The following is a 21255-nucleotide window of genomic DNA, read 5'->3' as shown; positions in this document are numbered from 1 at the left end:
GGCCACCCCGCCGCGTGGCCGCGGGTTTGCCGGGGTGTCAGCGAAGGTGCTGGTGGAAGAAGGCGGCTGCCTCCCTGCCGACCCGGACGCGGACGGTCCGGTCGGCAGGTTCCGGGGCGAAGAAGTCGTCGTGGCGGACATGCGGTCCGGCGCAGGCACCACTCGCTGTGGGGATGTGCTCCAGGTACGGCCTGGTGTCGACGTCGTACGGGCTGACCGTGTCTGCTCCGCCCCAGCGGATGCCCACGGGCACCCGCACGGTCGCCAGGCTTTCCGGGGTCACGAGAGCGCCGACTCCTGGGGCCACCTGGAAGACCGCGCGCACTCGGGGGTCCGAGAGGTCTGCTGCGGCGGCATCCAGCGCACGTCGTGACGACTCGTCCAGGGGATACTTCTTCCGCAGCGCATCCAGCGCGCCGGGGAACTCGGGGATCTCCGGAAGAGGGATCGTTCCCGTCAGTACGGCCCACAGGATCTGCGGATCGACACGGGCCCCGGCAAGGGCCGCCGCCGTGTAACCGCCGAGGGAGAAACCCGCCACGCCGACCGGACCGAGGAGCTGTTCCCGGGCGAGTGCTTCGAGCACGAAGGACACGTCCCGGGGCCGTTCCCATACGTGGAGAAAGCCCTCCGGCTCGTAGCCGTCGACGTAGTTGTTGCCGTGATGATCGAGGGCGACGACCCGGAACCCCGCCTCGTGCAGCGGGCGTACCAGCCACTCCATGGTGCTGCCCGAGCCTCCGGTGCCGTGAGAGACGACGACAAGCGGAGCGGGTTCACCCTGTGGGCGGCTCGGCTCCCACAGGTAGAGACGGATAGGGCGCGGACGAGTCGGATCCCGAAGGTCGCGCCGGGACTCGTCGTACAGGACACGTATCAGTGGTTGTTCCTGTCCAGAGATCATCATGGCGACATCGTAGGGAGGTCGCCTGTTCCTGAGTGCCGATCCTTCCGCCCGGCGGTGTGGAGGGAAGCGGCTCAGTGCTCGCAGAGCGAGAACTCCCGCTCGTAGAGCTGCTCGTTGTGTTCGTCGACGAAGAACTTGCGCTCCCGCATCAGCTGTTCGCGGTACTCCCTGGCCTGTGCGAGCGTCATGGTCGACGTCTCCGACCACGGCTGCTGCGGCGGCACGTCGGAGGTCGAGACGATCTTCTCCGACGGATCGACCAGGAAGAACGCGAGAATCTTGCGGTGCCCCGGGCGCGTCGGGTCTTCGAGGCGGAACGACCCGACGCGGTGCTGGAGGACGTTCGGGAACGCCAGGCAGCGGCCCGCCGGGGTCGACGCCGATCCCAGTACCTGATTCAGCGCGTCCTCGTCCTCCAGGCCGTAGACCTCCCGCAGACCGTTGTCGTCGTTCTGCTCGTAGTACGGGTCGTCGAGCGCCGCACGGAAACTCAGCCGGCTCTCGGTGATGTTCTCGCTGTCCCAGTAGTAGATGCCGGTCGAGACGATCCGCTCGTTCAGCATTCCCTCGACGTGCCAGGAACCGCCGGAGTACTCGGGCTTTTCCGGGGTGAGGTGAATGGTGGCGAGCTTGACGATGACCTGGAGCCGGCGGCCGCGCAGGTCGACCCGGGCGGAGGCCTCCGGCAGCTCGGGCGCGGTGAAGGCCGGGGCGTCCGGGACGACCGGACGGCGGTTCTCCCACCAGTCGTCCAGTTCCTGGCTCCAGGCGCGGCGGGCCTCGGCGTAGGCCTCCTCGTCGCTGTAGGCGGACCTGTCCGGGTGCTCCGGCTCCGAGTCGTACCACCCGAACGGATCGGCCTCGATCCGCAGGGGGCGCGGATGGCGCAGGTCGGTGAGCACGTTCTCCAGCAGCGGGCGGAAGCGCGCGAACAGGTCCGGCAGCACCGCGGCCAGTTCGTGGTGCTTCTCGGGGTGGACGTTGTTGACGTACGAACGGAAGGTGACGTCGCCGTCGTCACTGACGTCGACGTCCGTCGGCAGCCACTGGAACTTCTCCGAGAACTCGTGCTTCGAATAGCGGTCCGTCGGATTCCGCCAGGCGTCCTCGGGCCCGCCGCTCGCCTCCCTCACGAGGCAGAACAGCGAGGGATGGACCAGATCCAGTACCTGCCCGTCGGATCCGGGATGCCAGTCCTTCTCTTCCTCGGGGACCTGTTCCAGAACGCGGACCGCCTCGCTCAGCCGGGACCTGAGCTTGTCGTCGACCAGCGTGTCCGACTGCCACACCCCGTCGACGGCGGACACCTCGACACCGGTGCGTCCGTCCCGCAGCGCGGCGTAGTGCGCGAGTTCGTCGAGCACGTAACGCACCTGGGCTTCGGAGAGGCCCTGGTCGAGCGCCTCCCGAGTCCACCTGGCGACGATGCCGGCGTCGTTCGTCTTGTCGAACCACCCCGGCTTCGCCCGTATGTGAGCGCTGCACTGCATGATCTCAAGTTCCCGCAGCGTCCGGGGCGTTGCGTAGGACAGCGAACGGGACGCCTGAAACGGCAGCGGGAAAGCGGACAGGCCAGTCACTTTTCTCGGTCCTCCCAGTCGGTGTGCGGCGGCGGGAAGGATACTTCAGCGGACTGACATCGCAGCGTGGCGCGGGGCCGGCCGCGGCCCGGGAACCGACGGCGGGGAGTTCGACGACGACCACGCCGGCCGGTTCAGCTCACGAACTCCCTGTCGCCGTAGTCGACCCGTGCCTCGTTCCAGTCCACGCCGAGCGCCGCCGTGAGCCTCCGGGCCACGGGCAGCTCGGCGAGCGGGGCGATGAGGATCAGCTTCCCGTCGAGGGTGACGGAGCCGCCGACGAGTTCCTCCCGGGCCTCGGGGTCGGCCAGCAGCGCGTCGCGCAGACGGGTCGGCGTGACGCCGGAAGCCTGGATCTGGACCGCGTCGGTGTCCGGAGAGGTTCGCGTCAGGCAGCGGAAGGTGAGCACCGACTCCTGGTGGTACGTCTTGGCGATGACGCCCGCGATGTGGCGGAGGCCGTCCGGGCCGATCCGTTCGACGTCGAACTCGCGCGAGCGCTCGTACGTGGCCTGCTTCAGCTCGGCGGACCAGAAGACGCCGTCGAGCAGGGTCGACGCCTCCGGCCTGGCGCCGTGGGCGCGGATGATCGCCCGCACGTCACGGCCGAACCGCTCGAGCCGGGTCCGCAGCCGTGGATCGGACTGGTCCGTGATGATGTCGGTGTTGTTCGTGGCGAAGATCTCCGCGTTGGGACAGTCCGCCGCCGAGGGGCTCGCCTGCGCGCTTCCCGTTCCCGCGAGACCCGTCATCAGCGCGGCCACGGCGGACAGGATCTGCAGCCTGCGCCGCATGGTGAGGTGCTTCATGGCGTGACCAACGAGCCGGGCCCGCGTTCGTTGCCCCGCTGCCGCAGCGGCCGTTCGGTCCCGGCCACACCTTCGCCGCAGCCGCCGTGGCACGGCCCGAGGGCCGCACCCCGGCTGTGGGGTGCGGCCCTCGGCGTGCGTGCCTGCCTACGAGGGCCGGCCGCCGTACGGCACGGTGATCAGCTCCATCGCGTGGCCCGCCGGGTCCATGAAGTACACCCCGCGACCACCGTCGTTGTGGTTGATCGTGCCGGGGTGCTGCCGGTGCGGATCGGCGTAGTGCTCGATGCCGCGCTCCGTGATCCGCGCGTACGCCGCGTCGAACTCCTCCTCGGAGACCAGGAAGGCGTAGTGCTGCATGGCGATGCGGTCCGCGGGGATCGTGGCGAAGTCCAGCGTGACGCCGTTGCTCAGGGCGACCGCGACGAACGGGCCCCACTCGGCGGTGATCTCGAGTCCCAGCAGGTCCGCGAAGAAGCGGGCGGATTCCCGGTTGTCCCGGGCGTGCACGATCGTGTGGTTCAGTTCGACTGACAAGGAATGCCTCCGAAGGCACCTCCTGACACCTCCATGCCTCACCCGGCCGGTGACCGACACGCGATGTCCCGGCCGATGCTAGTCGCTGTCGTCACCGGGGATCCAGCGGAATTCTCCGGACCCCACGGAGGCGGCAGAGCCGCGGCCGGCGTCCCTACGCCCTGCTCCAGCCGGTGGTGCCGGAGTACGCGTCCAGCAGGTCGACCACGAAGACCAGGGTCGAGCCCGCCGGGATCAACGGCGACGGTGACTGCTTGCCGTACCCGAGACGCGGCGGGACGATGATCTCGCGCCGGCCGCCGACCCTCATCCCCCGCAGCCCCCGGTCCCAGCCCTTGATGACCCTGCCGCCGCCCAGGGCGAACTTGAACGGCTCGCCGCGGTCCCAGGAGGCGTCGAACTCCTTCCCGGACTCGAAGGTCACCCCGACATAGTGAACCCTGAGCACCATGCCCGGCTTCGCCTCGGGCCCGTCCCCGACGACCAGGTCGCGGACGGTCAGCTCGGCGGGCGCGTCACCCTCCGGAACGTCGACCTCGGGCTTCGTCGGTTCACTCATGGCAGCCTCGTCGTTCTCCACCGGAAGCCCGCGCGCGGACCAGCCGGACCCATGGACCCTCCATGCGGCAGACGGCCACGCTACCGGCATCGCGCACAAAGATCGCGACTCCTTGCATGATCCTCCCGTCGGCCGGCCTGCGCCCTCCGACGCGTGGTCGGATGCGGAGCACGCCCGACCGGGCGATGTCATCGAGACCATGCAAGGACATCAGCCATGACCGACCCCACGAATCGACGTCCGCTGCCGCACGACTTCCACCCGCCGGTGCCCGAGCTTTCGGTCGGCAGCGAGGATCTGGTGGACGGCGGGACCCTGCCGGACGCGCACGTGTACGCGAAGGGCAACTCCTCGCCGCACCTGACCTGGTCGGCCGGCCCGGAGGGCACCCGTGGCTACGCGGTCACCTGCTACGACCCGGACGCGCCGACCGGCAGCGGGTTCTGGCACTGGACGGTCTTCGACATCCCGGCGGATGTCACCGAGCTGCCGGCCGGGGCCGGGACCGGGGACTTCGCGGGGCTGCCGGCGGGTGCCGTGCAGGCGCGCAACGACTACGGCAGCAGGGACTTCGGCGGGGCGGCGCCGCCGCCGGGGGACGGTCCGCATCGTTATGTGTTCACGGTGTACGCCGTGGATCAGGAGAGGCTGGGGCCCGACGCGGACGCGTCGCCGGCTCTCGTCGGTTTCCATCTCCGGTTCCACGCGATCGCCCGCGGCCGGCTGATCGCCACGTACGAGGAGACGGGGGAGTAGGCGCCCGCCTTCATGGGACGAGCGGTGCGGGTGTCTGCTCGATTCTCGCACCGCCTTGCATGATCCTCTCATCGACGGGATGAACGTATCGCTCCGTGGTGAGATGACGGCATGTCCCTCGACGAGCTTCGCGACCTGCTGGAACGGCATGCGCGGCCTGACCTGACCACGGCCATCGACGGCGTCCGGATCTGCCGGGCCGAACCGGGCGCCGAGCCGGAGTACGCGATGTCCGGCGTGATGCTGGCGGTCATCGCCCAGGGAGGCAAGCGGCTTGCGATCGGGGACCGGGTGTACGAGTACGGGGTCGGTCAGTATCTGGTCACCTCGGCCGATCTGCCGGTGACCGGACGTGTCGCACCGGGCGGGCCGGAACTCGGTTTCGGGATGACGCTGGAGCCGGCCGTCATCGCGGAGCTGATGCTGCGGGCCGGGCCGGGTGACCTGCCGCGCTCCACGGGGTCGCCCCGGCCCGGGATCACGGTCAGCGAGGCACCGGCGGAGCTGATCGACGCGATCGTCCGCCTGGTGCGTCTGCTGGACCGGCCGCGTGACCGCCGGGTGCTGGTCCCCTTGGTCAAGCGGGAGATCCTGTGGCTGCTGATGACGGGGGAGCAGGGGGAAGCGGTCCGCCAACTGGGCCTCGCCGACAGCAGCCTGAGCCACATCACGTGGGCGGTCGACTGGATCCGGGACAACTACGCGGAGTCCTTCCGGGTCGAGGACCTGGCCCGGTCCTCCAAAATGAGCGTCTCCGCGTTCCACCGGAACTTCCAGTCGGTGACGGCGATGAGCCCGATCCAGTTCCAGAAGCAGATCCGCCTGCAGACGGCTCGGCTGCTGCTGGCCAACCGCCCGCAGGACGTGACGGGCGTCGGCTGCCGCGTGGGATACGACAGCGCCTCGCAGTTCAGTCGGGAGTACAAGCGCCAGTTCGGTGTGCCACCGAGCGTCGACGCGGCGCGGATGCGCGAGCGTGTCGATCCCGTGGCCGTCGCCGTGCCCTGAGCTTTCCGTCCTTCGGTGCGACCGACACGAGCGCGAGCCTCAGTGTGATGACGGCGGCGCCGGCGGCGGTCGCCGCGCACAGGGTGACGAACGCGTCGGGCGTCCAGGCCCACAGGGCCCGGGGGCCGATGAGCGCGAGGGCCGTGGTGAGGAGGACGGCGGGCAGGGTGCCGGCCAGACACCACAGGACGGTCGGGGCGGTCCGGAGTGGTGCGGGGCGGCGCAGCAGCCGGATCGAGCGGACGACCGCGAGCAGGAGGCCGAGGGCCAGGACGGTGAGTCCCCAGATGGTGGCGTGGTAGGCCACGGCGGAGGGTACGTCGGCGGGGGCGGTGCCGCCGGCGAGTATCCGGGCGGCGCCGAAGCCGACCTGCATCACGGCCGCGTCGTGGAGGAGCCCGTGGAGGTTCTGCTGGAGGACGAGGGCCACGTCGCTCTCCGGCAGGAGGAACAGCATGGCGGAGTACCCGGGGGTGGCGCCGGTGTGCCAGATCGCGCTGTCGAGCGGGGGCTCGAGACCGCCGACGCGCCATCCGAGCCCGTATCCGGTGCCCTCGCCCGAGGGGTGGAGGCGGCCCGGTTCCCGCATGCGGCGTACGGACTCGGGTGTGAGGAGCGTCTTCCCGTCGGCGGTCCTCCCCGACCGGAGTTGAAGGGCGGCGAACGCGGCGAGGTCGTGCAGGTCCCCGCCGGTGTACCCGTACGCGGCACCGTCGTCGTCCACGCCGTCGGCGACGGCCGACGGCACGCCCCACAGCAGCTGGTGTCCTGGCGGGAGGCCGCGGCGACGGGCGGACGCGCGGTCGGCGACGGCGCCGCGCATGCCGGACGGCCGCAGGACGCTGTCCCGGAGGTGGTCGGCGAACGGCCGGCCGGTCACGGACTCGACGACGGCGGTCAGGACGAGGTAGTTGGCGCTGGTGTAGGCGTACGTGCTGCCCGGCGGGCCGAGCGGCCGGAGGCCGTCCAGCCCGGCGATGCGTTCCGCCGCGCCCGGGCAGTCAGGGTCGACGCAGTCGGCGACCTCGAAGGTGGCGGACTCGGGGAGGCCCGCGGTCTGTTCGAGCAGGTGGCGGACCGTGACGCGGGAGGCGTGGTCCGTGCCGCCGAAGCGGAAGGCCGGCACGTGGTCGACGACGCGGTCGTCGAGGCCGATCCGGCCGTCCTGGACGAGCGTCATCACGGAGCTCGCGGCGATCGGCTTGGCGACCGAGCCCCATAAGAACGGCGTTTCGGCCGTGACCGGTTCACCCTGTCCGTCCGTGCCCCAGGCACGCGAGTGGACCGGCCCGTCGGGTCCGACCACGGCGTAGGCGAGCCCGGGTGTGCGGGTGGCCTTCATGCGCTCGCGCACGTACGTGTCGATCGCCGCGAAGCGGCCGGACGGCGCGTTGGCGTCGGCTGCCGCCGGTACCTGACCCACGGGCAGCAGACAGAGGAGGAGACAGAGCAGCAGCGTGGTCGCGGTCGGGGCGGTGCGCCGGATCGGTCCGGACATGGAGGCACGCGTCCTTCCTTCGGACGTGACGGATAACCGTATGGAGATACGGTTATAACCGTACGCTGGTACGGTCATCAAGTGCCGAGAACCGCCGATCACGAAGAACGCCGCCGTCAGATCGCCGACGCCGTCAGCCGGTTGATCTCCGAGCACGGGCTCGACGCCGTGACCGTCGCCCGCACGGCCGCCACCGCGGGGATGTCCGTCGGACTCGTCCAGCACTACTTCCGCACCAAGGACGAGATGCTCCTGCACGCCTTCCGTGAGATCTCCGCGCGCATCCGCGCGCGGGCCGAGGAGCGCATCAGGGACGGGGTCGAACACAAGCGGCCGATCGCCCGGGTCATGGCCGACGTGATGACCGAGTACATCCCCCTGGACGAGGCCCGCCGCGCCGAATACCGCGTCGCGCGCGCCTTCGCCGGCCGCGCCCTCGACGCCCCCGCCCTCGCCGAGGTCGACACCGAGACCGCCCGGAAGCTGCGCGAGGACATCGCGCGGGCCGTCCGCAACGGCAAGGAGTGCGGAGAGGTCGAAGCGGAGCTGGATCCGCTGCCGGCCGCCGTGCGGCTGGCCGCAGTGATGGAAGGACTCGCGCTCCAGGTCTACCGGGAGCCCGAGGCCGTCGAGGGCGTTCCCGTGGCCCGGTTCGTGGCGCCGCTGCTCGACGCCGAACTCGCGACCGTGTTCACCGGCGAGTGCCGGCAGTACGCGACGTGAGGGCACCCGGGCAGCGTGACCCGACGGGATCGGGTGCCCGGTCGTGCCACGTCGGAGCGCCGAAGAGAACGGGGCCTGTTCGAGTCCGGACTAAAATGAGTCCCCAGGGCAGCAAGCCGAAGCTGGACGAGAAGGTGCTCACCAGGACGCCACCCCGACGAGGCCCCGAGCCCGTCGCCTTCCCGCTGCTGAGCATGCGGTGGGAACGGCTCGCCATGGTGCACTGGAGGTACGACGCCGACGTCGTTCAGCGCCTGCTGCCCAGGGGGCTGCTCGTGGACCGGTTCGAGGACCGGGCCTGGGTCAGCCTGACGCCGTTCACGATGGCGTCCGTCCGCGGCCTGGGAGCCGTGGCGCTGCCTCCCGCCGCCTTTCCCGAGACCAACCTGCGGACATACGTACGGCTGCCCGACGGACCCAGCGGGCTGTGGTTCTTCTCCCTCGACGTCACCGCGCCCTACCTCCTGGCCGGACGGGCGATCGGCGTGCGCTACCGGTGGGCGGATCTGACGGTGCGTGAGCGGGGCGCCGACACGTTCTACGGCGGGCGGCGCCGGGGCGCGGAAGGCGTCGGATACCGGATGCGGATCCGCGCGGGCGCCCCGGTCGAGGAGCTGTCGCCCCTCGACGACTGGCTCACCTCCCGGTGGGTCGCCCTCTCGCGCGGTGCGGGCCTCCTGTGGCTCACGCCGGTGCACCACGAGCCCTGGACGCTCAGGCACGGGACGGTCGGAGAGCTCGAACAGACCCTCACCCGGAGCGCCGGCCTCCCCGACCCCGAACCCTCGCCTCTGGTGCACGTGTCGCCGGGCGTCGGCCCCGTCCGCCTGGGTCCGTCCCGCCCGGTGTTCTGACGGCGGGCTCAGGCGAGCAGGTTCACGGTGCTCCGGAACACGCCGGGGAACCGGGCGGCCGCCGGCATGATCAGGGGCGCCAGGGGCGGCTGGTTCCGGATCCACAGCAGGGACCTCGTCAGGAGGCGGTAGCTGCGGGACAGGCGGCACCATTCCTGCTCGTACGCCTCCGGGCGCCCCTCGCGAAGGCAGCGTACGAGGGCGTCCGCCGCCGTCAGGGCGAGCGTGAGGCCCTCGCCGGTCAGCGCGTCGACGTACCCGGCGGCATCACCCACGAACAGGACCCGGCCGGCCCTCCGGGTGCGGGCCTGCTGGCGCAGCGGCCCGGCGCCCCTGACCGCTGTCCGCTCGGCCCCGCGCAGACGGGCGGCCAGCGCGGGGAAGCGGGTCAGCTGCTCGTCGAAGGGCAGCCGGCACGAGGTGAGGATGGCGATGCCGACCTGCCGGGGCCCGAGCGGAGTGACGTACGCCTCGCATGCGGCGGACCAGTGCACCTCGACCAGGTCGGTCCACGGCTCCACGGCGTAGTGACGCCGCAGTCCGTAGCGGGGCGTGTGCCGCCGGCCGACGGCCGGCCGCACGGCCAGACCGAGGGCGCGCCGCGTGGGCGAGTGCAGTCCGTCGGCCGCCACGAGATAGCGGGCGGTGATCCCGTCGGCGGTCACCCAGGCGTCGGACTGGGTCACCTCGCGGATGTGGCGCGGGACGACCGGAACGCCGAGCCCGGCGGCCCGGCCGGCGAGGGCCTCGTGCAGCACCGTCCGGCGCACGCCGCGACCCGGCCCGGTGCGGAACCGGGCCTCGGCGCTGCGCTCACCGGCGGCGTCCACGTAGCGGATGCCCCGGAGGTCCCGGCCGGGCACGGGCACGTCGAGGGCTTCCAGGGCCTGCACCGCCGAGGGCATCAGTCCCTCGCCACAGGCCTTGTCGATCGGCGCCGGCCGCGGCTCCGCCACCATCACGTCCAAGCCCCGTCGCGCCGCGTGGATCGCGGTGGCCAGACCCGCCGGGCCGCCCCCGACGACGAGCAGGTCGATCACGGCGCGGCTCCGGTGGAGGACAGGGCACGGGAAGGCGCCAACGCGGTGTTCTCGCAGCGGATGCGCACGGTGAGCAGCGCCGCGTTCAGGAGCGAGAAGCCCAGGGCCGTCACCCAGGCGGTGTGCACCAGAGGCAGGGCCGCGCCCTCGACGACGACCGCGACGTAATTGGGGTGCCGCAGGAGGCGGTAGGGACCGGAGGCCACGAGCGGGAGGTCGGGGACGATCAGCACCCGGGTGTGCCAGCGCGGCCCGAGCGTGCCGATGCACCACCACCGCAGGGCCTGGGCGGCCAGCGTGAGAACGAGCGCCGGCCAGCCGAGCCACGGCAGGAAGGGCCGGTCGGCCGCCCAGGGCTCGACGAGGCAGCCGAGGAGGAACGCGGCGTGCAGGACCACCATGACCGGGTAGTGCCCGGCGCCGTGCTCGCGCGCGCCCCGGGCCCGGCTCCAGGCCCCGTTGCGTCGCGCCACGGCGAGTTCCGCGAAGCGTTCCGCGACGACCAGCAGGACCAGCGCGGCGTACGGTGTCAGCGTCACGACGGCCTCACCACGCCAGGAGGACGAGCTCGGACGAGAAGCCGGGCCCGAAAGCGATCACCAGGCCCGTCGTTCCGGCCGGCGGCCGGCAGGTCTGCGTCTCCCTCAGGATGTGCAGCACCGACGCCGAGGACAGGTTGCCGTAGCCGGCCAGGGCACGGCGGCTCGCCGCGAAGACCGCGCCCGGCAGGCCGAGCCCGTCGGCGAGCGCGTCCAGGATCTTCGGGCCGCCGGGATGGCAGATCCACGCCCCCACGTCCCCGGGTTTCAGGTCGTGCGCGGCGAGGAAGGACTCGACCTCCTCGGCCACGTGCAGCCTGACGAGTTCGGGGAGCTCCGGACCGAGCACCATGCGAAAGCCCCAGTCACCGACGTCCCACCCCAGCAGGTGACCGGTCCCGGGGTACAGGCGGCTGCGCACCGCCACGACGCTCGGCACGTTCGATCCGGACGGGCCTGACGCCGTGGGCGAGGACGCGGGCGAGCGTTCGCTGCCGACGGCCACGAGAGCGGCGGCACCGTCCCCGAACAGACCGCCCGCCACCAGGTTCGCCGTCGACATGTCGGCGCGCTGCAAGGTGAGCGAGCACAGTTCGGTGGAGAGAAGGAGGGCGGTACCGTCCGGCCGGCCGTCGAGGAAGTCGTGGACGCGGGCCAGGCCGGCGGCGCCCGCGGAGCAGCCGAGCCCGAACAGGGGCGTGCGCCTGACGTCCGGCCGCAGACCGATCCGTGCGGCGAGGCGGGCCTCCAGGGAGGGCGTCGCGATGCCGGTCACCGTCGTCGAGACGACCAGGTCGACGTCCTCCGGCCGTACGCCGGCCTCGTGGAGCGCCTGGCCGACGGCCTCGGCGCCCAGCGCGACGGCCAGCTCGACGAAGAGACGGTTGGTCTCGCCGAACGTGCCGAGATCACGGTAACGGTCGAGGGGCAGGGCGAGATGACGGCTCTCCACACCGGCCGCCGCGTGCAGCCGGCGCACGAGCTCCCGGTCCGGACCGGGCGGCAGGCCGGAGACGAGGTCTTCGGTGATCTCGTGCTGCATGTAGCGGTGCGGCGGGAAGGCCGTGCTCACCGCGAGGACGCGGGTCATTGGTCCAACATAGGGACGATGAGGCGCCGACACCCTCAACCCGGTGGTCATGGGCGCGCCGTCGCCTAGCGTGGTGCGGTGCGCCCCACCACGGACGAAGGAACCCGCCGCCTCGCCGCCCCGCCCGTCACCGGCCCGACGGAACGCCCGGCCGCCCTGGGCCTGCTGAAGGCGAGTCACCCCGTGCCCGCGACGACGGTGACGGTCCTCGCGGCGCTGCTGGCCGCCGCGTTCGGCCTGGACCTCGCCGCCGCGGCCACGGCGGTGGCCGCCGTCGCCGCGGGTCAGCTGTCGATCGGCTGGTGCAACGACCGGCTGGACCTCCGGCGCGACCGCGCCGCGGGACGCCGGGACAAGCCGCTGGCCACGGGGGCCGCACGGCCGGGCACGGTGGGCGCGGCGGCCTGCACGGCCCTGCTGCTCTGCGTCCCGCTGTCCCTCGGCTGCGGGCTCCTGGCCGGCGCGGTGCACCTCGGCTGCGTCGCCGCCGGATGGACGTACAACCTGTGGCTCAAGCGGTCGGTCCTGTCCTGGCTGCCGTACGCCGTCGCCTTCGGACTGCTGCCCGCGTTCCTGACGCTGGCCCTGCCGGGCCGCCCGTGGCCGCCCCTGTGGCTGACCGCCGCGGCGGCGCTCCTGGGGACGGGTGCCCACTTCGCCAACGTCCTGCCGGACATCGAGGAGGACCTCGCGGGCGGGGTACGAGGGCTCCCGCAGCGCCTGGGCCGGCGCGGGTCCATGGCGTCGGCCGCGGTCCTCGCGCTCGCCTCGTGTCTGCTGCTGACGGCCGGCCCGACGGGCCGGGTGTCCCCGGCCGGAGCGGTCCTGATCGGCGTGACCCTCGCACTCTGCGCCGTGGCGGTCGCCGGACCGCCCGCGCTGCTGCGCGGACGGCTGCCCTTCGCCGCCGTCATGGCCATGGCCGGCCTCGACGCCGTGCTCCTGGTGGTCGCCGGAAGCGGGTCGCCCGCCGGCCAGGCCTGGCCGTGAACGGGGCCGCGAGCCGCCGGCGAGGACGGCCCGGCGGACGGCCGTCCGCCGGGCCGGGGGCCGCCGGGCCGGGCGTGGGCGTTTCAGTCCTTGCCGCGACCGGTCATGGCGTCCCGCATCCGGTCGACGAGGCCCATGCCGGGAGCGAGGATCTTGTTGGCCGGGGGAGTGTCGGGAGCGGAGGGGTGGGGACGGGTCGGCGCCATCTTCTTCGCCTTGCGGACCTTGTCGCCCAGCTCGTTCAGCATGTCGGCGGGACACGCCTCGCGAAGCCGGGGGAAAAGGTTGTTCTCCTCGTCGGCGACATGGGAACGGATTTCGTTCATGAGCCGCATCATCAGCTCGTCGAACTGCGGATCATCGGCGGAGCAGCTCTCCAGCTCCTTCATGGTGCGCTCGGCTTCGGCGTGGTCCTGCAGTTCCTTGTCGGCCAGGGCGTCGCCGTTGGGCATGTGCTTTCGGACGGCCGGGTAGAGGTAGGACTCCTCCGCGACCGAGTGCCGCACCAGCTCCATGGTGACCTGATCTGCGAGGTTCTTCCTGCGCGGGTCCCCGGAAGGAAGCCCCTGGATCTTGGCGAACAGCTGTTCCACTTCTTCGTGGTCGGCGGTGAGCTCGGCGATGACATCGCCACCGTGTCCCATGTCTCTCTCCTTTTCCGTTGTCCGGTGTGGGCTTCCAATGAAGCGCGAGGGAAGGCGAAAAGGGTCGCAATTCCCGGGCCGTCAGCGTGTCGCCGTTCCGCCCCGCGTGACCTGCGTCATTTCGGGTCCGCAAGGTGCCGGTTTATCGTGCTGGGGATTTCCTCGCCTCTTCTCCGTACGGACGGTCAGCCGTGCCCGCAGACGACTTTCTCGCCCCCATCGTGGCGGCGACGACGCAGTGGCTCGTCCAGGCCTATCCGCCTGCCCGTGGCGCCTTGCAGCGCGGTCTCGCCGAGGCCCAGGCCCGCCAGGCCGTGACGGTGGCGGCACTGCTGCGCTACCCCACGGAGCTGGACGCCGAGCTCGTGGCGTTCTCGGGTCCGGGCGGCGCGTCCCGTCTCGACTGGATCACCGGGGCGGACGCCGCCGCGGCCGAGGACACCGAAGCGTGGCGCTCCTGGGTCGACGAGGTCGTCACCAGCTGGGCGGCCTGCCTGCTGGCCTCCCCGGCCCTGGCCTCCCTCGCGGCCGAAGCGGTCGTCGCGGCGGGCGGCGACACCGCACCCGTCGCCTTCCGGCGCCTGACCGATCCGACCGAGGAGGACCACCGGTCGGCGGCCCTGCTGCGCCACCCCGACGTCCTGGCGCCGATAGCCGACCTCCACGGCGCGGCACTCCGCGACCGCCTCCAGGCCGCCCTGCCGACGTGACCGTCGGAAGGCGCTGAGGACCGGGCGTCACGTGCCGGCGGCGGCCGTGTCCTGGGCGGGGGACATCGTGGTCAGGACGAAGGAGTGGCCGGCCGGGTCCATGTAGCGGCGAAGGTCCGTGCGGCGGTCGGTCCTGGTCCCGTCGCGCTCCGCCGCCACGGGCCGTGCGCCGAGCGACACCGCCTCGCGTTCCGCCTCGTCGAGGGCGGTCGGGGCCACGAAGATCTGCAGGTGGGCCTGCTGCGAGTCCTCGGGCCGGGGCCAGCTCGGCGGCGCGTGCCCCAGGTCACGTCGGATCCCCAGCACCACACCGGAATGGCCGGAGACGAGCAGCAGGTCGTGGTCGCCCCCGGCGGGCTCGACGGTCGCGCCCAGCAGGGTCGCGTAGAACCGCGCCAGGGGATCCGGATCGGTGGAGTCGAGTACCAGCACGCTGGTCTTGGGAACAGTCATGCCTCCCGTGTGCCCCGCGCCGCCGGGACCAAGCCAGGGCTCGGCAGCCCGAGTGGCGGGGACCGTCGGGCCCTTCCCACGCCCGCGGCCGGGACGGCGTCAGTCCCGGGGCGTGTCCGACGGCGTGTCCGACGGCCGGGTGGAGTTCCGGGAGGGCCGGTGGGGACGCCGCTGCCGGGGCGCCCGGGCGGGAAGCCACGGCCGGTCGGAGGCATCGGCCGCGGGAGCGGTGACCACCTTGGGGAGGGCACCCGGGTGCTCCCGCACGAGCCAGCCGACGAGTTCCTCCCGTACCGCGCAACGGGTCGTCCACAGGTCGTCGGCGTCCTTGGCGGTCACGATCGCCCGCACGGTGATGCCGGTCGGCGACGTGTCGGTGACGGCGAGGTCCCAGCCCCGCCCGTCCCAGGTGTCGCACGTGCCGAGGAACTCCCGCAGGTGCTCCCGTACGAGCGCGACCGGCGTCGTGTGGTCGCAGTGCACGAACACCGAACCCGTCATCTCCGCGCCGCCCCGCGACCAGTTCTCGAACGGACGCGACGTGAAGTACGAGACGGGGAGCGTGACGCGACGCTCGTCCCACGTCCGGACCGTGAGGAAGGTGAGCGTCACCTCCTCCACGACGCCCCACTCGCCGTCCACGACGACGGTGTCACCGATGCGGACCATGTCACCGAACGCGATCTGGAAGCCGGCGAAGAGGTTGCTCAGCGTCGACTGGGCCGCCACGCCGGCCACGATGCCGACGATGCCTGCCGAGGCGAGCAAGGACGTGCCGAGCGTACGGAAGGAGGGGAAGGTGACGAGGGCCGCCGCGGCGGCGAGCACGCCTACGGCGACGGACACCACCCGCATGATCAGCGTGACCTGGGTACGGACGCGGCGGAGCCGTGCGGCGTCGCGTGAACGTCCGGCGTACCGCGCGTACGAGGACTCGACGACGGCCGAGACCGTCCGTACCGCCAGCCAGGCCCCGCCGCCGATCAGGCACAACAGCAGGACGCGGCTCACCGCCCCCGCGTGCTCTTCGAGCGGCTCCTGTCCGGGCGCCGCCACCGAATAGGCCCATCTGAGCAGGGCGGCCAGCACGACGACGTACAGCGGCGTACGGCAGCGGCGCAGCAGCCCCCACAGCGGGGTTTCCGGATGCCGCGCGTCGGCGAACCGCGCCAGCATGTCCGCCGCGCGGCAGACGACGAACGCGGCCAGCGCCGAGCCGCCGACGGAGATCGCCAGCCGGATGAGGCTCTCCATGTGCTCCCCAGTCGATGAGTCGAACAGGCTCGTCCCTACGCCTCACCGCCGTCGAGCACGCAAAACCTCAGCCGCCGTCGGCACCGGCCGCGACGTCAACGCCCCGGCCCGATCCGGGGCGGCGCGCCCGTCGCCATGCCCCCGCCGTGGGGAAGCGCCGGTCCGGTGCCTTCTCGCGGTCATCCCCGGCCGTGCCGCGCGATCACGACGGGGTCCTCGATGAGCCGCACGGTCGGGGCCGGCTTCGGCACCGGACGCTTCCACGCGCCCTCCGCGTCCGCGACCTCGTCGAGCTCCCAGTTCCGGCAGGTCGCTTCCAGTGCCAGCGGGTAGAGGGTGAGCGTGCCGTCACGGGCGAGGTGCATCCGGAGGAAGCCCTTGTGGTCGTCGAGGGACTGCCCGGACATCTGCCAGTCGGCGACCGCGCCCCGGTCCGTCCACAGCACCCACAGGGCGAAGAGCTGGGATCCGAGGGAGGCGCCCGTCACGGCGGCGACCGCCAGCAGGATCGCCAGGAACACGAGGCCGTTCCAGGACGACGGGACCGCCCGCGCGATGGCGACGGTGACGGTCAGGGCCGCGGCGGCGACCGCCGCCTGGAACAGCACGGCCACGACCGGACCGGACGGCGCCCGGGGCCGACGTTCCCGCATCAGGCCCGTCAACCAGCCGATGACAAAGGGCAGGACGAACAGGGCGGCACTCGCGCAGAGCAGGCCGAGCAGGTCGTCGGAGCCGGCGCTCCGCAGGGCCCCGGCGGGATTCTGCCGGCCTTCGGCCAGCGCGAACGCGCCGCTCGCGATCAGCACGAGCACCATCTGCACCGCCCCGGCCAGGACGGCGAACCCGGGGTTGCGCCGCGGCAGCCAGAACCGCGACCAGGGCTTGGCGATCGCGCGGGCGAGCGAGCGGGACTCCGCCGCGTCCGGGTACGTGTGCTGGGCGAGGGCGAACGCCGTCGGCGGGTGGTCCTTCTTCCGCATGCGCGAGGCGGCCGGCGGAAGGGGCAGGGCCTTCGGGAGCCGGTGAGTGGACGCGAGGAACGCGCCGCCCAGACCGCACGTCACCATCTGGCGCCGCCGGGGGTCCGGGGGCAGGACGTCGCCGTCCCCGGCCGCGTCGTCGGGCAGCCGCTCCGCGTAGCGGGCGTAGTGGTGTTTGTCGCCGGTCAGCCACAACCGGATCGACGCGCCCGTCTCCTCGTGCTTGCGGGTCGTCCGGTCGAAGCGGGACCGCACGATGGTGCGGTCGAACCAGTGCAGGGAGTTGAACGCGTCGGGGCGCTCGTCGCTCCTCACCCAGGTGGGCTCGGCCGAGCAGACGATGACGCTGTCACCCGGACGCAGCCGCGGCGAGAAGTACGTCTCGAAGTAGCGCCGCTGCGGATCGTCGACGTACGTGCCGAGCTGGCTGTCAAGACCGACGAGCCACCAGCGCTGGGGGAGTTCCACGGCGAAGTAGCTCCGGCTCTGCCGGGTCCGCCAGCCGCCGATCTCGCTTTCCTGGGTGAACAGCCGCAGGAACGCGGTGAGTCCGTCGTACCAGTCGTGGTTGCCCGGCAGCGCGACCATGAGCGGCTCGTCCGGCGCCGACGGGAGCGCCGCGCGGTAGGGCCCCTTCATCCGGTCCTCGTACGCGGTCGCCGACGCCACCGGGTACACCTGGTCCCCGCCGAGGACCAGCAGCGAGCCACGGGGGAGCGGGCCGGGCCCGTCCACGGCGAGCCGGTCCGCCCCCAGGGCGGCTGCCACCGACGCCGTCGCCTCGAATCCGTCGCCGAGGTCCGCGACGAAGTCGATCCAGATCTCCTCGGCGTCGGGATCCGCCAGAGGCGCCCGCAGGAGACCGGCCTCCAGCGCGCCCTGGATCTCCCGCTTGTCCGAGTAGCCGGCGAAGACGGCGGCCAGGCAGACCTTGACCGCCGTGCGCGCCAGCTCCTTCGGCGCGAGCCAGCGCACCGGTTCCTGCGGAGTGAATCTGAGCTCGTCCGCGTGTCTGCGCAGCTCACGGAAGTCCACTTCGGCTCCTCCTCGGTCACAGCGGGGACCAGGGCAGGACGTGCTGCGCGTACACGTCCCACAGCTTGCCGAGGAAGAACCGCCCGAACCGCCCCAGGGTGGTCACCCTGGCGGGCAGCGTCGGCGCCTCGACCCGGAAGGTGGTGAGCTGCTTCAGGAAGTCGGCGGGGCGGATGCGCACGCTTCCGGCCGCCACCGACTCGGCCCCGGACTCCTCGTCGGCGTCGACGTGGCCACGGAGGACGCGCGTGTAGAGGACGGACGTGTCCTTCCAGACGCCCCGGCGGGAGTCCTCGCTGACCTCCTTGTACCCGCTGAGGGTGAGCGGGTGACCGGCCCGGTCGCTGAAGAACAGGCGGTAGCGCATCCGCAGGTGCTGCGGGCCGGAGTGCTCCACGAACAGCTGGAAGGTGCCCCGCTCGACCGGAAGGCGGCCGCCCAGCTCCTGGCAGAGGATCTCCCCGCGCAGCTCGGCCTCGTGCTCGGGACCGAAGAGGAAGCGGTCCATTCCCCTGATGTCGACGGTCACGTGCAGGGCGATGTCGGCGGCGGCTCCGTCCGCCGACGAGTCCGCCTCCCGGGCGTCGTCCTCCCCGAAGACGACACGGCCGACCATGCGCTCGGTGAAGCGCAGGCCGGTCCGGTCGTCGGGGCGGCCGGGAGGTTCACCGGGCTTCCAGGCGATGCCCTGGTCCGTGCACCAGCGGCGCGCATGCCGGACTCCCAGTTCCACGGCCTGGGCGAAACGGTCCCGGCTGAAGTTGACCAGGTAGTTCAACGGGACCTCGCCGCTCAGCATCCGGACCTCGATCGGGCGCCCGAACTCTCCCTCCCGCCCGTCGCGGATGGCGGCGTTGCTGGCCTCGATCCGGCGCAGCCAGTCCTGCAGCCGGCCGTTGGCCGTCGTCTCGATGATGTGGAAGTAGTTGGCCACGAAGCCGTCGCGCCAGCGGTGCCTCCGGCTCACCGTCCAGATGATCCACAGTTCGTCGCAGCCCCGCCGGATCGCCTCCTCGACGTTCGCGTCGGTCAGATAGACCGGGTCGATGTACGTCTGCCCGTCGATGACGACCGGAGGGAACCACATGGGCAGCGCCACCCCGGCGCAGAACCGGTCCTCGTCCATGCGGTCGGCGGTCACCGGCTCCAGTTCGTTGGCGCTGAAGTTGTAGAGGTTGAAGGTGGCCTCGACATCGGTGGCCCGGATCCGCTCCCAGTCCAGCCCCCACTCGGGGAACACACGGCGCCGGTACCCGTCCAGGGTGAACAGGGAACGGGCGTACGGCCCCTTCGGCAGCTCGCGCCAGTTCGGGGTGACGCCCTTCAGCGGTGAGAGCCCTCGCCAGTTGTCCGCGATCTGACGGCCGGACATCCCCTGGCAGTACATGGCGAGGTTGAACACTCCACCACTGGCGCCGTCGACGTGGTCGAACGTCAGCTCCGCCTCGTCGAGCAGTACCTGGAGGACGCCGGCCTGGTAGGCCACCTTCAGCCCGCCGCCGGCGAGAAGGAGGGATCGGCGCGGGGATCCGCTGCCGGGCGTGATGCCCTGTCCGGTCGTCATGAGGAGTCCTCGGAGTTCTGCCGGTGGTCCTCGAGGATGCGCGTCGCCGACCGGTCGGCCAGCGCCGCGATGGTCAGCGAGGGGTTCGGGCCGACGGGGCCCGGCAGCACCGAGCCGTCGGCGACCGACAGTCCCGGATAGCCGTACACCCGGCCGAAGGAATCCACCACGCCGTCCCGCACGCTGCGCCCCATGGGAGCGCCGCCCAAGGGGTGGACGGTGATGAGGCGGTTGAGCAGCGACAGCGGATTCGCCGCGTAGCGTCCGCCGAGACTGCGGGCCGCGCGCTGCATGGTCTCGTTCATCCGGTCGAAGTACGCGTCGGAAGCGGCCCGTTTCCAGTCGAGGTCCAGATGCCCGTCGCGGAGGAACATCCGGCCGTCCGGAACGTCCCGTCCCATGCCGAGCAGCGGCAGGGACGTCGCGGTGAACAGCCCCTTGCCCATGGCCTCACCGAGCTGTCGGCCCACACGGCTGCGGGCGGTGCCGGTCAGCTGTGACCACCCTCGGCGCAGCAGGAACCTCTCGACCCGGTTGGACATCGTCAGGACGTTGTGCTCGACGAGCCAGTTCAGGAATTCCGGGTATCCGGCGTCCTCGATGTAGAAGCCCCGGTCCCTCGCGTCGCCCGCCTTGCGGTCCACCCGCATCGCACTCGTGATGACCGGCCCGAAACTCGGCTCCATCAGCCGCGGCACCGTCTCCCCCGGCCGGTCCCGACGCCTCTCCCTGGCCTTGAACACCAGCCCGAGGAAGTCCCCGTTCCCGGAGAAGCGCGTACCCAGCGCCGGGCTGAGCGCGGGGAAGGCGCTGCGGTTCCGCAGCAGCAGATAGGTCGTGCCGAGCGTGCCGGCGGACAGGACGAGCCGCCTGGCCTTCACCGTCCGCCGTACGGGAGGAGCCGACGGATCCTCGTCCCCGGCCGCGCGGTGCTCGACGTACGAGACCCGGAAGCCCTCGCCGACCGGTTCGAACGCGCGGACCTCGCTGAGGGTCCGGATGTCGGCCCCGAGCCGTTGCGCGGCGCTGAGGTAGGTGAAGTCCAGACTGTTCTTGCTGCCGAAGTTGCAGCCCAGGTCGCACTCGCCGACGAGCCTGCAGCCGTAGCGCGGGCTGTGGTGCAGATTGTCCTCGCCGCCGTCGAGGGGAGCACCGGGCGCCGGAGGGTCCCCGAAGGAGACGGCCAGCAGCGGGAGTTCCCACGGAAGCCCCAGTCGCTCGGCCGCCTGGCGCATGGCGAGGGTCTTGGGAGTGCTCCGATAGGGCTCCACGTCGAAGGGGTACTTCCGCGCGCCCAGCATGGTCTCGACGGACTGGTAGTGCGGATCGAGGTCCTCACGGGTGACGGGCCAGTCCTCGTAGCCGCCGTCGAACGACTCGTGCACGAACCAGCTCTCCGGCTTGCGGATCAGCACGTTCGCGTAGATCAACGACCCGCCGCCCAGCCCGCTGGACACGAGCGCGTCCATGGTCGAGAAGCTCCACATGTCGTACATCCCGTACAACCGGGAGTCCGGGGCCCAGAAGTTCCTGGCCGTCTCGTGGGGGCTGCGGGGAAAGGACCCGGGCGGGAACGGCTTGCCCCTTTCGAGGACGCACACGCTCAGGTCTGCCTCGGCCAGGCGATACGCCGTCACGGATCCGCCGAAACCCGAACCCACGACGACGGCATCGAAAACGTCCACGCTCGCCACCTCTGAAGACCGGAGCCGGAACAAGCCG

21 protein-coding genes are annotated in these 21255 nt (G+C 71.9%); 6 read left to right on the top strand and 15 right to left on the bottom strand.

The window, feature by feature from the left end; translation table 11 throughout:
• Positions 1 to 37 precede the first annotated feature (37 nt).
• The 5 genes from ACFVGS_RS00205 to ACFVGS_RS00185 form a co-directional block, all read right to left on the bottom strand.
• The gene (locus ACFVGS_RS00205; RefSeq protein WP_385689479.1) at positions 38 to 805 is read right to left on the bottom strand and encodes an alpha/beta hydrolase family protein; all 768 of its coding nucleotides are present in this window, start codon (positions 803 to 805) and stop codon (positions 38 to 40) included.
• Positions 806 to 978: 173 nt separating this feature from the next.
• Entirely contained in the window at positions 979 to 2487 is a 1509-nt protein-coding gene (locus tag ACFVGS_RS00200; RefSeq protein WP_385688804.1) for a DUF4246 domain-containing protein, read from the bottom strand.
• Positions 2488 to 2621: 134 nt separating this feature from the next.
• Positions 2622 to 3296, bottom strand: coding sequence for a hypothetical protein (locus ACFVGS_RS00195; protein WP_385688801.1), 675 nt, complete (start codon positions 3294 to 3296; stop codon positions 2622 to 2624).
• A gap of 147 nt (positions 3297 to 3443) precedes the next feature.
• Positions 3444 to 3833 (bottom strand): VOC family protein, encoded by a 390-nt coding sequence (locus ACFVGS_RS00190; RefSeq protein WP_384407050.1) that lies wholly within the window; start codon positions 3831 to 3833, stop codon positions 3444 to 3446.
• 154 nt (positions 3834 to 3987) lie between these two features.
• Complete coding sequence (locus ACFVGS_RS00185; RefSeq protein ID WP_384407047.1) at positions 3988 to 4392, bottom strand: FKBP-type peptidyl-prolyl cis-trans isomerase; 405 nt, start codon at positions 4390 to 4392, stop codon at positions 3988 to 3990.
• A gap of 216 nt (positions 4393 to 4608) precedes the next feature.
• Here ACFVGS_RS00185 and ACFVGS_RS00180 point away from each other — a divergent pair, with 216 nt between their 5' ends.
• Both ACFVGS_RS00180 and ACFVGS_RS00175 read left to right on the top strand, forming a co-directional pair.
• The gene (locus tag ACFVGS_RS00180; protein WP_384407045.1) at positions 4609 to 5148 is read left to right on the top strand and encodes a YbhB/YbcL family Raf kinase inhibitor-like protein; all 540 of its coding nucleotides are present in this window, start codon (positions 4609 to 4611) and stop codon (positions 5146 to 5148) included.
• A 111-nt stretch (positions 5149 to 5259) separates the two neighbouring features.
• Positions 5260 to 6156, top strand: coding sequence for an AraC family transcriptional regulator N-terminal domain-containing protein (locus tag ACFVGS_RS00175; RefSeq protein ID WP_384407043.1), 897 nt, complete (start codon positions 5260 to 5262; stop codon positions 6154 to 6156).
• On the opposite strand, the gene ACFVGS_RS00170 is transcribed toward ACFVGS_RS00175, so the two are convergent.
• Positions 6059 to 7654, bottom strand: coding sequence for a serine hydrolase domain-containing protein (locus ACFVGS_RS00170; protein ID WP_384407041.1), 1596 nt, complete (start codon positions 7652 to 7654; stop codon positions 6059 to 6061). The genes ACFVGS_RS00175 and ACFVGS_RS00170 overlap by 98 nt on opposite strands.
• An 81-nt stretch (positions 7655 to 7735) precedes the next feature.
• Between ACFVGS_RS00170 and ACFVGS_RS00165 the strand changes: the two genes are divergently transcribed.
• Both ACFVGS_RS00165 and ACFVGS_RS00160 read left to right on the top strand, forming a co-directional pair.
• Positions 7736 to 8377, top strand: coding sequence for a TetR/AcrR family transcriptional regulator (locus tag ACFVGS_RS00165; RefSeq protein ID WP_385688796.1), 642 nt, complete (start codon positions 7736 to 7738; stop codon positions 8375 to 8377).
• 95 nt (positions 8378 to 8472) lie between these two features.
• Complete coding sequence (locus tag ACFVGS_RS00160; protein WP_384407038.1) at positions 8473 to 9231, top strand: YqjF family protein; 759 nt, start codon at positions 8473 to 8475, stop codon at positions 9229 to 9231.
• A gap of 8 nt (positions 9232 to 9239) precedes the next feature.
• On the opposite strand, the gene ACFVGS_RS00155 is transcribed toward ACFVGS_RS00160, so the two are convergent.
• From ACFVGS_RS00155 to ACFVGS_RS00145, 3 genes are read right to left on the bottom strand one after another with little or no spacing between them, the layout of a single operon-like run.
• Positions 9240 to 10271 (bottom strand): NAD(P)/FAD-dependent oxidoreductase, encoded by a 1032-nt coding sequence (locus tag ACFVGS_RS00155; RefSeq protein WP_385688793.1) that lies wholly within the window; start codon positions 10269 to 10271, stop codon positions 9240 to 9242.
• Positions 10268 to 10804 carry an isoprenylcysteine carboxyl methyltransferase family protein gene (locus ACFVGS_RS00150; RefSeq protein ID WP_384407284.1) on the bottom strand — a complete coding sequence of 179 codons (537 nt, stop codon included), beginning with the start codon at positions 10802 to 10804 and terminating at the stop codon, positions 10268 to 10270. The genes ACFVGS_RS00155 and ACFVGS_RS00150 overlap by 4 nt, the downstream gene beginning before the upstream one ends.
• A 13-nt stretch (positions 10805 to 10817) precedes the next feature.
• Positions 10818 to 11900 (bottom strand): type III polyketide synthase, encoded by a 1083-nt coding sequence (locus tag ACFVGS_RS00145; RefSeq protein ID WP_385688790.1) that lies wholly within the window; start codon positions 11898 to 11900, stop codon positions 10818 to 10820.
• A 78-nt stretch (positions 11901 to 11978) separates the two neighbouring features.
• On the opposite strand from ACFVGS_RS00145, the gene ACFVGS_RS00140 reads away from it, so the two are divergent.
• Positions 11979 to 12890 (top strand): UbiA family prenyltransferase, encoded by a 912-nt coding sequence (locus ACFVGS_RS00140; protein WP_385688788.1) that lies wholly within the window; start codon positions 11979 to 11981, stop codon positions 12888 to 12890.
• An 83-nt stretch (positions 12891 to 12973) separates the two neighbouring features.
• Here ACFVGS_RS00140 and ACFVGS_RS00135 read toward each other — a convergent pair whose 3' ends face one another.
• On the bottom strand, positions 12974 to 13534 hold the full coding sequence (locus tag ACFVGS_RS00135) for a hemerythrin domain-containing protein (protein ID WP_384407030.1): 561 nt from the start codon (positions 13532 to 13534) through the stop codon (positions 12974 to 12976).
• A gap of 191 nt (positions 13535 to 13725) precedes the next feature.
• Here ACFVGS_RS00135 and ACFVGS_RS00130 point away from each other — a divergent pair, with 191 nt between their 5' ends.
• Positions 13726 to 14244 (top strand): hypothetical protein, encoded by a 519-nt coding sequence (locus ACFVGS_RS00130; RefSeq protein WP_385688785.1) that lies wholly within the window; start codon positions 13726 to 13728, stop codon positions 14242 to 14244.
• 27 nt (positions 14245 to 14271) lie between these two features.
• Here the strand turns inward: ACFVGS_RS00130 and ACFVGS_RS00125 are convergent, their stop codons facing one another.
• From ACFVGS_RS00125 to ACFVGS_RS00105, 5 genes are all read right to left on the bottom strand, one after another.
• Complete coding sequence (locus tag ACFVGS_RS00125; protein WP_384407026.1) at positions 14272 to 14697, bottom strand: VOC family protein; 426 nt, start codon at positions 14695 to 14697, stop codon at positions 14272 to 14274.
• 99 nt (positions 14698 to 14796) lie between these two features.
• Positions 14797 to 15951 (bottom strand): mechanosensitive ion channel family protein, encoded by a 1155-nt coding sequence (locus tag ACFVGS_RS00120; RefSeq protein WP_385688782.1) that lies wholly within the window; start codon positions 15949 to 15951, stop codon positions 14797 to 14799.
• A gap of 179 nt (positions 15952 to 16130) precedes the next feature.
• Entirely contained in the window at positions 16131 to 17969 is a 1839-nt protein-coding gene (locus ACFVGS_RS00115; protein ID WP_385688779.1) for a hypothetical protein, read from the bottom strand.
• A 16-nt stretch (positions 17970 to 17985) separates the two neighbouring features.
• On the bottom strand, positions 17986 to 19533 hold the full coding sequence (locus ACFVGS_RS00110) for a patatin-like phospholipase family protein (RefSeq protein ID WP_384407019.1): 1548 nt from the start codon (positions 19531 to 19533) through the stop codon (positions 17986 to 17988).
• A complete protein-coding gene (locus tag ACFVGS_RS00105) occupies positions 19530 to 21218 on the bottom strand; it encodes a GMC oxidoreductase (RefSeq protein WP_385688776.1) in 1689 nt (562 codons plus the stop codon). The genes ACFVGS_RS00110 and ACFVGS_RS00105 overlap by 4 nt, the downstream gene beginning before the upstream one ends.
• Positions 21219 to 21255: the final 37 nt, after the last annotated feature.

The sequence above is a fragment of the Streptomyces sp. NPDC127114 genome (assembly GCF_042677525.1).
Classification (GTDB): domain Bacteria; phylum Actinomycetota; class Actinomycetes; order Streptomycetales; family Streptomycetaceae; genus Streptomyces.
The sequence above is the reverse complement of the archived record's forward strand: the minus strand, read 5'-3'. Positions and strand labels throughout refer to the sequence as shown.

Bases quoted from the DNA above. Each gene is read 5' to 3' on its own strand.
- ACFVGS_RS00195 (WP_385688801.1), bottom strand. From the start codon at position 3,296: ATGAAGCACCTCACCATGCGGCGCAGGCTGCAGATCCTGTCCGCCGTG.
- ACFVGS_RS00185 (WP_384407047.1), bottom strand. From the start codon at position 4,392: ATGAGTGAACCGACGAAGCCCGAGGTCGACGTTCCGGAGGGTGACGCG.
- ACFVGS_RS00180 (WP_384407045.1), top strand. From the start codon at position 4,609: ATGACCGACCCCACGAATCGACGTCCGCTGCCGCACGACTTCCACCCG.
- ACFVGS_RS00175 (WP_384407043.1), top strand. From the start codon at position 5,260: ATGTCCCTCGACGAGCTTCGCGACCTGCTGGAACGGCATGCGCGGCCT.
- ACFVGS_RS00170 (WP_384407041.1), bottom strand. From the start codon at position 7,654: ATGTCCGGACCGATCCGGCGCACCGCCCCGACCGCGACCACGCTGCTG.
- ACFVGS_RS00160 (WP_384407038.1), top strand. From the start codon at position 8,473: ATGAGTCCCCAGGGCAGCAAGCCGAAGCTGGACGAGAAGGTGCTCACC.
- ACFVGS_RS00145 (WP_385688790.1), bottom strand. From the start codon at position 11,900: ATGACCCGCGTCCTCGCGGTGAGCACGGCCTTCCCGCCGCACCGCTAC.
- ACFVGS_RS00135 (WP_384407030.1), bottom strand. From the start codon at position 13,534: ATGGGACACGGTGGCGATGTCATCGCCGAGCTCACCGCCGACCACGAA.
- ACFVGS_RS00125 (WP_384407026.1), bottom strand. From the start codon at position 14,697: ATGACTGTTCCCAAGACCAGCGTGCTGGTACTCGACTCCACCGATCCG.
- ACFVGS_RS00120 (WP_385688782.1), bottom strand. From the start codon at position 15,951: ATGGAGAGCCTCATCCGGCTGGCGATCTCCGTCGGCGGCTCGGCGCTG.
- ACFVGS_RS00110 (WP_384407019.1), bottom strand. From the start codon at position 19,533: ATGACGACCGGACAGGGCATCACGCCCGGCAGCGGATCCCCGCGCCGA.